The following is a 12581-nucleotide window of genomic DNA, read 5'->3' on the forward strand; positions in this document are numbered from 1 at the left end:
ACTTGCTCATTCTTCTTTTGCTTATTCTTCTTTTGTTTTACTTCTGCTAGTAAGCATCCTTTCCATAGGGATCGAGATCTTAAAACATGTTTGATCACTTTTCTTACTCACAACTTCTATACTACCCTCAAAATAGTCTTCAACAAGATGTTTGACATGCGTGAGTCCTATCCCTGATGCCATCACACCGTTGTTTTCATTGAATTTAGTTGAAAAACCTGGTTCAAAAATGAGTGGGATATCCTGTGGATCAATACCATCCCCATCATTGGAAACTTCAAAGATCATTTGATTTTCTTCAACACGCTGTTCTATAGCACATTTTCCTTCGTATTTAAAAGCCTCTACTGCATTGGTCACGATATTATTTAAAATTGAGATAAGTGCAAGATAATCCTCAGTTTTAAAATCAAAACCAATGTTAGAGCTAAATTTCATGCTCACACGTCTGGAAATTGCGTATTTTTTGTTAGAGGACATGACAATTTCAAAAATTTCTTTGATGTTCATGTTATAAATAGGTGAATCTTTGATACTCTTTTCAAGCCCAGAAATCACACGTGTATAATCTTTTTTAATCTCATGGATGTCCTTCGTTACAGATAAAATTGACTCTTTAAGCTCTAAATCTTCGGCTTGTTCATAGATGGTAAAGCTCCTCTGCATAGCATCTTCGATATCGTTCTTAGACTTTCTAAGAAAAAACAGTTCATTTTTTAAATTCGACATCAACATGATTCGGTCTACAAATATATGATGATTCTCACGTTCTTTTGATTTTTCATAATAATAACGTGAGACATATACGAGAATCGTGGTTATAAAGGTTCTTAAAAGTCCTATGAGGATAATTGTAAATATGATTTCTTCAAAGTTAACGCTTCTCCACTCTTGGCGAACGATAACCTCGATGATATTCGGTATACTATCACAGATCCATATGCTTAAAAATAATGCATATGGGGTTTTAACTAAACTTCTCACATCTAAAAGGACAAAGAAAATACTATAAAAGATATAAAAAAAGATCACTGGATAATAAGTGCCAAAGGCTTGAAAGAGAGTCCCACTTCCATTAAGAACATATAGAACACTCCGCACCAAGAACATCAGTATACCAACCAGGTTTATCGTGATAAACGGCTGAATCTCACGGAAAGTGAGCATCAAAATATTCAGTACCACTACAGCAAAAGTTAGCCTAAAGTTTGTACCAAATGGCAACATATATATTTGACCCATAAAGGTTGTGAATACCGCAACTAGAAGTAATTTTTCAATATTTTGCTTGTTAATCGTCATACTACACTCCAATTAAAATTATCATTATATGCATTATTTTTGCATTTTATTTCTATTACATAATAATATCATAACATCGCTATAATTTATATAGGTAGCAAGATGGATAGATTTAAGCAAAGAAAAAACCAAGCACTCCGTCATCGAGATGCTTGGTTTTTAATATTTAACGCTATGCGTATTTCACACAAAAATCATTAAGACGCTTAAGACCTTCTATGATGTTTTCCATACTTGTCGCATACGACAGGCGGATATAGTCATCTACGCCAAATGCAATCCCCGGAATCACAGCGATATTCGCTTGATCGATCAACACTGCTGCAAGATCAAGCGAGTCTTTTACTAAAACGCCTTCTACAGTTTTTCCTTTGTAATGTGAAATGTTTACCATCACATAAAATGCGCCTTTTGGTGCGACACAAGATACGTTTGAAATCTCACCAATGGTTTTAACCATATAATCTTTTCGCTCCTCAAATGCTACTCGCATCTCCTCGATCGGCGTTTGATCACCACTAAGTGCTTCGATTCCTGCGTACTGCGCAATTGTGTTTGGGTTTGATGTCGCATGTGATTGTATATTGCTCATGACTTTTGTGATCGTTGTCGAACAAGCTGTATAACCTATTCTCCATCCTGTCATGGCATAAGCTTTACTAAGTCCGTTTACGACAATCGTTCTTTCATATAAGTCTTGTGATAAACTTGCGATACTCACATGTTTTTCACCATAGATGAGTTTTTCATAAATCTCATCAGAGATAATATATAGATCGTGCTTTGTTGCAAATGCACCTATTGCACGAAGTTCTTCTTCAGTATATACCGCTCCTGTTGGGTTGTTAGGGCTGTTAATTAAAAGGGCTTTTGTTTTTTCGGTAACTGCTGCTTCAAGTTGCGCAACAGTAACTTTAAAGGAATTAGATGCAGCACCTTCTACTAAAACAGGCTCTGCATCAGCCATCTTAGTAAGTTCATAATAGCTTACCCAGTATGGAGATGGGATGATGACTTCATCATCAGGGTTACAGATTGTTTGAAGTGCATTGAAAAGACTGTGTTTTGCACCTGATGATACGACGATTTGATTGGGTGCATATGTCAAGTTGTTGTCTTTAAGAAGTTTAGCGCAGATGGCTTTTTTAAGTTCAATTAAGCCTGATGCTGCAGTATAGCCATTGCCACCTTTTTCGATTCTTGCAATTGCATAGTCTCTGATATTCTTTGGTGTATTGAAATCAGGTTCACCAGCACCAAAACTCACGATATTGACGCCACTCTCTTTAAGTTGCTTAGCTTTAGCTGTAATAGCCAAAGTCATAGATTCTTCTATACCTAAATTTTTCTTTGATAACGCTTTCATATAGACCTCCAAAATCAAATATTGTCGAGACTAGTATATCAACTAAGCGGCTACTTTGTATAGAACTTAAAACAATTTTTAAGGTTGCTTTACTTACTAAAATTAAGCATTTCGCCAATTTTTTTTATTTATAAAACAAGGTACTTTCTCTGTTAATCTCTGGTTTATCTACGGTTTATCTACTCTACTCTTAAATAACCATCTGGAGTATATTGATAATGATGGACTTGGGTATTTTTTGCCACACTATAGTTTCTAAGTTCACTCACTGGCTTACCATCAAAGATCAGTTGAAACACCATCAGTGTAACGCCATGCGTCATGACCAGTACATTATGCGGTCTGCTTTTATCAATATGTAGCGCAATTTGATCCGTCAAAAATGACTGGACACGATCATATACATCATGATATGTCTCCGCCTCTGATAGCCAAAAATTTTCAGGATGGTTATAGAAAATTTCAAGCTGTTCTGGGAACTCTCTCTCGATATCTTCATGTCTCATTCCTTGCCAAGGCCCAAGTTTAATTTCTCTCAGCCTTTCATCTGTAGTAAAACTCTGATGATGATCAGACAAAATAAGTCCCATTGTTCTCGCAGCACGCTGACTAGGCGAGGTGTAGCAGTGATGAAATTTATAATCTTCAAGTTGTGTTTTTAATGCCAAAGCACTCTCAATGCCATGTTCCGTAAGTGGTGAATCCAGCCAACCCTGGAATCGTCTCTCTGTGTTCCACTCAGTTTGTCCATGTCTTACAATATAGAAATTCAACATATTTCCCGCCTCCTTTAGTTATTTTATTTTAAGTCAGCGCACTTGTAAAGTGATATCAAAAAACACGCCCAAGTCTTTTCTCAGGCGTGTTCTATTTTCAATTCATGTGGCTTCCCAAATTATGAAGGGAATACAATCTTTTCTTTATGCATCAACTGTCTCGAAACAACTAGTAGCGCAAGTGTTATCACCGTAGAAGTACCAAATGCGATTAACACATGGATAAAATTACCATCTCCTGTTAATATCTGCTTCATATTAACGAGGTTATTGTAAATTGGGATGTAATAGCTGACGCTACTCACATCACTGCCGCTAAACATGTTCATAAATGCTGTGATCATAACAAGCATATACGCTGGTGTGATATAAGCACCTGCTTCTTTTAGTGAGTTGGCAATCATCGATAATACTGAGATGATGGTTACATACATACCGACAAGGCCAATCATACATAAGAAGAACATAAACAACTCATTGCCACCTAGTGCAAATTGAGACATATCAAAGTTTCCATCAGATGATAAAAACTTAGCACTAAATGGAATAGAAAGTATAACACCTATAAAGGATGATGTCATAGAGATAAGTGCAACTACTGAAAGACTAAGCACTTTCCCGCCGATGATGACACCTCTATCCACTGGTGTTAAAAGCATCGTCGCAATAGTTCCTCTTTCTTTTTCACCTGCTATAGAATCCATACCGATCCCCATTGCACCTGCAAAGATGAAGATAGACACCAGCATAGGGATTAAGTTAGCAATACTACGATCCAGTCCTTTATCTTCTTTTGGAATCTCTATTTCAGCCGTTTCCATATCAAAAGCTTGTAAGAATGATTCTCCGCCCAATCGATTTGCCAGTACTTGGTTTTTGTAACCATCGAGCATCTTTCCAACTTTGTAATTCGCTTCAAGACTCAAATCACTTTTTGGTGAATATAGCCCTTCTACTTTTGGCAATTCTCCTGATGTGTAATTCACTATTTTCTCAGAAAAACCTGGGTCAAAGTAAAGATAATAATCATACTCCCCAGCCTTGATTTTTGCCCCTGCATCTGCTTTGCTAATCGCCATCTCGGTATAAACCATGGTTTCGTCAGCATCTATATTGGCTGCAACGTCTGCAGGCATGTTAACGCTAAGAATTGTAGTTGTATGCGCCTCAATATCATCTGTTGTCTTGCCAATCATAAAACCCATTAGCGAATAGATAATTGCGATACTAACTGCTGGTAATATAAAGTTCGTAACAATCAAACGTCGGTCTGTGAAAACACGGCGTAGTTCCTTTTTCATAATGATCATCAAAGATTTAAACATGTTGTTGACCTCCCGAGATATCATAGAGTTTGAAGAAGGCGTCATCCAAATTGTCTTTGCCCGTCAACTTATAAATGTCGTCTAGTGAGCCTATGGCTTTGATCTCACCATCCATTATTACAGCGATACGGTCACAAAGTTTTTCAGCTACATGCATCATATGTGTAGAAATAATGATGGTTTTACCACGCTGCTTGAGCTCTTTTAAATATTCCGTTACAGCTCTCGCAGTGATAATATCCAATCCATTAGTAGGCTCATCAAAGATTATTACTTGCGGATCATGAATTAAACTAACGACGATAGACAATTTTTGCTTCATCCCAGTAGACAAATCTGCTATTTTTGTGAATTTAAAAGGCGTTACACCAAAGTAATCAAATAAGTGATTCATTCTTTCTTCAATTACATTTTCTTCAAGTCCATGAAGTCGACCGAAAAACTTAGTGGTGTATTCAGGTGTGAAATGTGTATCTAGTTTTAGCTCATTGGTTAGAAAAGCGAGTTCTCGTCTAACTGCTTCACCTTCACTCGCGCCATCAAAACCGTTGACATTTACCGATCCTTCTGTAGGATTAATCAAGGTTGCAAGGCATCTCATCGTCGTGGTTTTACCCGCGCCATTTGGTCCGATAAGTCCGAAAATCTCGTTGTCATGCACCTGAAAATCAATTCCTTTTACTGCTACTTTAAATTTATCCTTATTACCGTTTTCCATCATTTGCTTTTTGGAAAGTTTAAAGGATTTTTTGAGTCCGTTCACTTGAATCATAGTCAATCTCCTTTATCATTCTATTCCTTTTACTTACTACTTGATGTTTATTCTTATTCGAACAATGTCGCTTCCCTCTTATCATACACTGTCATTATAAAAACTAGCTTATTAAATTATTATAATTTCATTAAAAAAGAACCGAGCACTTGCCTCGATTCTTTTTAAAAAGTCTCTATAATATACCATTTTGTGTTCAGCGATAAGTCCAAATCAAAATACAACCGCTTGTAATCCTGGTCTTTGGGAAGGAACACTCTAACGATTGGACTTTCTGGATACAGTTTATTTTGATAAAGTACAATCCCTCTATGCCCTGAATTGAGCACGATCCCTGTCCCTGTTGGATAGATGTTGATGTGTCTTGCAAAAGTCTCCATAATCTTGGTATCAAAGTGCTTATCTCCAAGATGTGTAATCTCTCTAAAGACTTTGTCTGGTGCAGATCTTTTTTGATAAACTCTGTCGTTAGACATGGCATCATAAACATCAGCAACCGCAACTATCCTTGCAAATAAAGGGATCTTTGTATTTCTTAAACCTCTACTATAGCCAGTACCATCGAATTTTTCATGATGATGTAAAGCGATTCTAGCGGCCTCTTCAGGTATATCTGTTTGTATCAGTATCTCATAACCATACTCTGTATGTTTTTTAACTTCTCTAAACTCTTCATTCGTAAGCTTAGCAGGTTTTTTGATAATATCTTCTGGGATCATAATCTTGCCAATATCGTGCAAAATAGCTCCCATACCAAGCTGCTTGAGTTGTTCCTGTTCAAGCGCTAAATCTATTCCAATTATTAAGGAAAGTACACCCACATTGACTGAATGCTGATACGTATAATCGTCCACCGAGCGCAATTGTGACAGCGCAAAAACAAAATCTTTTTTATCAAGCAGCTGTTCAATCATATCCTCAACGATCTGGCTGATCTTTTGGACATCCGTATTGCTCACAGATTTAAACTTAAGCATCGTTTTCTTAATCTGATTTTGAGCATGCGTACGGGTTTTATCATGAATAACATCTTGAATATTTAAAGATTTTCTGATGGTCGTTATCGTTTCAGGTGTCATGGATCCATTTTCTTCAACGAATATTTCTTGTACACCCGCATCTATAAACCGAGGAATATACTGTTCACGAAACATACTCCCCTTTTTAATGAGAAGGATTCCATCTGAACCGTATACATCTTGGGCGATGATAGAGCCGGGAATAACCCCACCTATAAAATGTTTTTGCATTTCCCCACCATGTAGTATATTTTTGGCATTCTATATATATTTCGGCACTATATATGCTTTACTTTATGCCAATTTCAAAGAAAATGCAACTTTTTTATATATATTATGTTAAAAACCTTAATATATATTAATTTTTAAAATAAATTTGTATAAATAGCGGTATTCATTGCACCATCAGAGCTACAGTTTTTTTAGTGTTCCAAGTAGTCCTCTCGCCAAACTCGACCCTACTGATCGTCCTAGTGAAGACAGAAAAGACTTTGTTACTTTCTCAACCATTGTATCTGGCTTTCTTCCTCTTCTTTTAGGTGCGGCTTGTTTTTTAGGCGTTGCACTCTCTTTCTTACCTATATCTTTATCTGTATCTTTACCTTTATCTCTAGCTGAATTAGCTTTGCTTGCAACTTCATGTAATTTTTCAAAGGCTGATTCTCGATCAAGTGGCAATTGGTATTTTGCTTTTAGTGATAAATTCTTAAAGCAATCCACACCATCAACATGCCCAAAAGCGCTCGAAGGCGCTAGGATTTGTACACGTTCGGTCACTTCGGGCACTCCCTTTTCATCTAAAAAGGAAACCAATGCTTCGCCCACACCAAGTTCAAGTAATGCTTTCTCAATATCAAGTTCAGGATTGACTCTAAAACCTTGTGCAGCTAGTTTTAGCTGTTTAATCTCTTTTGCTGTATAAGCTCTCAAACCATGTTGTATCCTATTTCCCAGCTGACCCAGTACACTATCTGGGATGTCCGTTGGTGATTGTGTGACAAAATAGATCCCAATCCCCTTTGATCGAATTAGGCGTACAACTTGTTCAATTTGATTTAAAAGTACTGGTGAAATCTTATCAAAAATCAAATGAGCTTCATCAAAGAAAAACACCATTTTAGGCTGTTCCAGATCCCCTTCTTCTGGAAATGTCTCGTAAAGTTCTGATAAAAGCCAGAGTAAAAATGTTGAATACAATTTTGGGTTCATAAATAGTTTTGAGGCATCCACTAAATTGATAAATCCTTTTCCTTCATCAAAACCAATAAAGTCCTCAATTTCAAGTGCTTGTTCACCAAAAAAGTCAGATACTTTCTGTTGTTCGAAAACATTGAGTTGTCTCATGATCGCACTCAATGAGGCTTTGTTTAAACTGCCATAGCCTTCTGGAAGCGATGTGCTATTGGCATATGCAAAATCAACAAGTGCCTTAATGTCTTTAAAATCAAGAAGTAATAGTCCTTCATCATCTGCAAGTTTAAAAAGTGTATGCAGGATACTTGTTTGTACATCATTGAGGTCCAGTAACCGCGAAAGTAGAAGAGGTCCCATATCCGATATCGTTGTGCGAATAGGTAATCCATTTTCACCAAACAAATCCCAATACTGAACAGGAAACGATTGAAAATCAGGCAAATTTTCAGCCAACATCTCAAGGCGTTTTACAAGCTTATCACTGCTTTTTCCGGCAATTTCAAATCCGTTGAGATCCCCTTTAACATCAACAACAAATGTAGGAATTCCCTTTTGGCTCAGTGATTCAACAAAGAGTTTCATTGTGATGGTCTTACCTGTTCCCGTTGCACCAGAAATCAAACCATGTCGATTGATCATCTCAAGACATGGTCCAAAATATGTACCATTAGATTTCTTTGCAATTCTAAATTTTTCCATTTAAACGCCCGCCCTTTCAAATCAAATCTAATTTTTTTTAGTTCTAATTTTTCACTTCTTAGTTCTTAATGTCGACCTTATATGCTACAAATAAATTGATAAACGATAATCCTGCTGCTAGAAAAAAGATGTATTGTGGTCCCCACACACTCCAGATTATACCGCCCAAGTAAGCACATATAATCGAAACAAAATGGTCCATACTTTGCCCAAGTGTCAGCGTCGGCGTTACGTCACTTTGAAAAAGTGCAATTTTTCTTAAATAAATCGTTCTAACAATCCCCATCTGTGTAGACATGCGATCAATGATAAATATACCATAGGCTAGCATTACGCCTAAGCCAGCAGTTTGGATGCTTCCATTGACATATCCCATCGCGAGTAAACCATAGACAAGATAAACACCAATAAATGAAAGCGCATCAAAATACAACAGTTTTTTTACGCCATATTTATCGAGCAATCTACCGATTGCAGGTATAAAAAAGATGCCTATAAATGAACCAATTACAGTTAAGATAGAAATTGTATCTGCTTTTTTACTCAAAAGGTCTATAAGTACCCAAGGTCCATAAACCATCATGATCTGCTTTTGAACACCAAACAAAATCACCAATGTATAGTAGTACTTATACTCTTTTCTAAATACATAGCCACTCTGCTTTACATGAGGTTTATTAACACTTACAATCCGGTCCAGAAAAAGAAGCAATACGAAAACACCGAGAAACATAACGGCTGCTATGATAAAAGGTGTTTTCATTGATTTCTCAAAACTCATAAATCCCATTTTAAAACCAAAGAAGACAAATAATGAAGCTACCATTTGAACGCCTGTAAAAAAGCCTTTAAACTGACCCAATCGTTTTCCCATGTTTTCTTTTTCAACAAGTTCAAGCCCAATACTGTCTTGAAGTGGAAAAAATAGATGCATACCAAGTGAATTGATAAAGATAAAGACAATCATCACATTAAACGAAGGTGTATATATCCCTAAAACAAAAATCCCAATAACACTTAAAAGTTGTGCAACCATTGAAATCCTAATATCACTTAAGAATGATAAACCTGCAATGACAAAAACACTTATAAGTCCCGGTAGTTCTCTTGGAAATTCCAAAAAACCTCTTTGATAAGCCGTGACGTTATAAGCGTCTTTAAAGAAATTCGAGATGACATTGTTGGTCATACCAAGCCCAAAAGCAGTGAGTGCTAAAATTGCAAAGTATATCTTTACTTCCTTTTTCATGTTTCCCCCCGACTTGGCTATAATGGCCAAAAGATTAGTATAAGCGGTGTTCCTATAATTAATAATATTACCGTTACCGGAAGTCCCATTTTCCAATAATCGCCAAAATGATATCCCCCTGGTCCCATTATAAGTGTGTTCGATTGATGTCCTATTGGCGTCATAAACGCACAAGAAGAGCCTACTGCAACTGCCATCAACATCGGATCAATAGACACACCGAGTCCTAGCGCTAAACTTATCCCTATAGGTGCCATTAGGACGGCTGCAGCAGCATTATTAATCAAGTTGGTCAACAGCATAGTCACCAGCATCAGTAGCCCCACAAGCAATTCTGGGGACAATACGCGCTGTGTTAGTAAAAGCAACGAAGCAATTGTATCTGCCGCACCTGTACTTTGTAACGCCTCACCAAGTGGCAACATTGCACCAAGCATGAAGATCACTGGCCATTCTATACTTTCATATGCCTCTTTCAAAGTCATGATTTTAAACAGCACCATTGTAACTGCAGCTAATGTAAACGATAACTGCACTGGCACAATCCCCAAACTGGTCATTATAATCGATACGAGAAAGATACCCATACCGAGGATTCGTTTCTTTTTAAATATACCTAAATTAATCTGTAACCCTCTCTCAGCCAGAGGAAGTCCCTTTAATCTCGTCAAAACATTTCGTATGTTTTGATCTGCAGCTTGAAGCAACAAAATATCTCCCGGTTTAAAGATCGTCTCTCCAAGCCTTTCCCTATGTTGTTGCCCCTGTCTAGATATAGCCACTAAATTGACATTATAAGCATTTCGCAAATTAATTGTCTTTGCTGTTTGCCCAATCAGTGGAGAATCATCCTTGATTACAATTTCCCAAAGTGCATAGTCTTTGATACTGTAATCTCCACGTGACTTTGCTCCTTTTAATATTACATCAGTTTTTTCAATTAACTTTGTTAGTTCACTAGGATCAATCTTAATTACCAGAAGATCTCTCGCTTCCAACGTCTCCCTTGCATGAGGTGCGACGATATTAACCTTATTTCTAATAATACTAAGTATATTGATCTCCAAGCCATGAAGCTGTGAAAATTCTATTAGTGATTTGCCTGCTAGTTTTGAACCTTCGGGAATAATAATTTCAGATAAATAATCATCAACTTTAAATAAAGTATCTAAATCTGATTTGGATTTACGATTAGGGATTAAACGATAACCAATTAAACCAACGAAGATAATCCCCACTACTGCAAGTCCCATCCCAACCGGTGCAAAATCAAAAAAGTGAAATGGTGTCCCTAGCAATTCTTGTCGATACATTGAGATAATCAAGTTTGGTGGCGTGCCAATCTCAGTAACTAATCCGCCCAAAAGAGAGGCATATGCCACTGGCATCAGTAAAAAAGAAGGAGATATATCATTCTGTTTAGCTACAGTCATAGCGATCGGCATCGTAAGTGCCAAAGCACCAACGTTGTTCATAAAGCTTGAGAAAAACGCAGTAATTCCCATGAGAACCATTAGCTTGGTTACAATCCCACCACTTAAGCTGCTTACAAGTGCTGTTACAGGCTCCATAGCCCCTGCATTAATCAACCCTCGACTCACTACAAGTACAGCAACAACAGTAATTACAGCTGGATGTGAAAAACCTACAAAAGCATCTTCAGCAGATACAATCCCACTTAATGTGATCATAAGCAAAGCAATTAAAGCTACAAGGTCATACCTAAGCTTTGCCTCAATAAACAAAGTTAAAGATAATAAAATCACAAAAATGACGATGATCTGATCGAACATACACACCTCCACTTATTTCATTATTTTACCATAGATATCCTATACTTTCATAGATAGGATATAAAACTTCAGTAAATAGAAAGAGGTTTTTATTATGTATAGATGGGAGAGGGTAAACACACTTGAATGTCACTCCGCAGGATCGAGGACGCATATCTCTTATCACCCCCAGATGTAGGTTGTGTTAAAATCATGGTACATATATGTATAAATGGGAGAGAGTAAACACACTTGAAGGTCATTCCGCAGGAACGAGGACGCATGACCTGAAAGTGTGTTTACTCTCTCCCATTATTTAATTCGTGATAAAATACACCCTACACCCCAGTGTACTCATGTATGATCTCATTTAAAAATTTCGCAGCACCAACTCTATGTTGATCATAGTAGTGTGTAAAACGCTCATCAGCGACATACATTTCACCAAGCCCAGCATGTGTTTCTTTTGAGTATTCCGTCCAGTATAGCATGAGCCACTCTTTATGTTTTTCTGCTGTTGCCGTTGCCAAGTCACCTTTTGTATCATTTTCATCCATTGCTTTCAAGAGCAAAACAATGATTTCTTCGGCTAGCTTTGTCGCATAATCATAGGTTTCTTCTGACATTGCTTCAAACTTTTTATTGGATTTATCTACTTTATCGTTTCCATATTTAGCTCGTATCTCGTCACCATACTTCATTTCATTTTCCTTCAGAAGATTTTTCTTCAAACCTTCAAATTTTTCTTTATCAGACATCGTTATTCTCCCTTCAGTTTCTTCTATTGTTTTCTTGACGTTATTGATTAGCAGGTCTAGATGTGCACGTTTTGACATCAATTTTTCAAAATGTGTATGAAGCACTTTCAGTTCATCAAAATCCTCAGAAAGCATAATTTTCTTGATTTCGTCTAATGGAATATCAAGCGCTCTAAAAAATAGGATTTGTTGAAGCATTTTCACTTCAGAATGTCCATAAATTCGATATCCAGATGAATTGATCCTCGCCGGCTTGAGTAATTCAATTTCATCATAATACCTAAGTGTACGTTTCGTTACACCAGAAATTTCTGCCAATTTATTAACTGTATATTCCATCTGCACCTCC

General features: G+C 36.9%; 10 protein-coding genes. All 10 read right to left on the reverse strand.

Annotated features, from left to right (window positions below; translation table 11 throughout):
• Window positions 1-21 precede the first annotated feature (21 nt).
• Entirely contained in the window at window positions 22-1302 is a 1281-nt protein-coding gene (locus tag QE109_RS02715) for a sensor histidine kinase (RefSeq protein ID WP_281092839.1), read from the reverse strand.
• 172 nt (window positions 1303-1474) lie between these two features.
• Window positions 1475-2668: a pyridoxal phosphate-dependent aminotransferase gene (locus QE109_RS02720; protein WP_281092840.1), complete on the reverse strand. Its 1194-nt coding sequence runs from the start codon at window positions 2666-2668 to the stop codon at window positions 1475-1477.
• A gap of 179 nt (window positions 2669-2847) precedes the next feature.
• Entirely contained in the window at window positions 2848-3444 is a 597-nt protein-coding gene (locus QE109_RS02725) for a histidine phosphatase family protein (protein WP_281092841.1), read from the reverse strand.
• A gap of 119 nt (window positions 3445-3563) precedes the next feature.
• Entirely contained in the window at window positions 3564-4769 is a 1206-nt protein-coding gene (locus QE109_RS02730; protein ID WP_281092842.1) for an ABC transporter permease, read from the reverse strand.
• Window positions 4762-5541 carry an ABC transporter ATP-binding protein gene (locus tag QE109_RS02735; RefSeq protein WP_281092843.1) on the reverse strand — a complete coding sequence of 260 codons (780 nt, stop codon included), beginning with the start codon at window positions 5539-5541 and terminating at the stop codon, window positions 4762-4764. Before QE109_RS02735 ends, QE109_RS02730 begins: the two co-directional genes overlap by 8 nt.
• Window positions 5542-5705: 164 nt before the next feature.
• Window positions 5706-6791, reverse strand: a complete 1086-nt coding sequence (locus QE109_RS02740) for an HD-GYP domain-containing protein (protein WP_281092844.1) — start codon at window positions 6789-6791, stop codon at window positions 5706-5708.
• A gap of 180 nt (window positions 6792-6971) precedes the next feature.
• Window positions 6972-8453, reverse strand: a complete 1482-nt coding sequence (locus QE109_RS02745) for a helicase HerA-like domain-containing protein (RefSeq protein ID WP_281092845.1) — start codon at window positions 8451-8453, stop codon at window positions 6972-6974.
• 58 nt (window positions 8454-8511) lie between these two features.
• Window positions 8512-9702, reverse strand: coding sequence for an MFS transporter (locus tag QE109_RS02750; protein ID WP_281092846.1), 1191 nt, complete (start codon window positions 9700-9702; stop codon window positions 8512-8514).
• Window positions 9703-9719: 17 nt separating this feature from the next.
• Complete coding sequence (locus QE109_RS02755; RefSeq protein WP_281092847.1) at window positions 9720-11495, reverse strand: SLC13 family permease; 1776 nt, start codon at window positions 11493-11495, stop codon at window positions 9720-9722.
• Window positions 11496-11812: 317 nt separating this feature from the next.
• Window positions 11813-12571, reverse strand: coding sequence for a MerR family transcriptional regulator (locus QE109_RS02760; protein WP_281092848.1), 759 nt, complete (start codon window positions 12569-12571; stop codon window positions 11813-11815).
• Between the last annotated feature and the right edge of the window lie 10 nt (window positions 12572-12581).

It is taken from the genome of Fusibacter bizertensis, assembly GCF_029914245.1.
GTDB classification, from domain to species: domain Bacteria; phylum Bacillota; class Clostridia; order Peptostreptococcales; family Acidaminobacteraceae; genus Fusibacter_C; species Fusibacter_C bizertensis.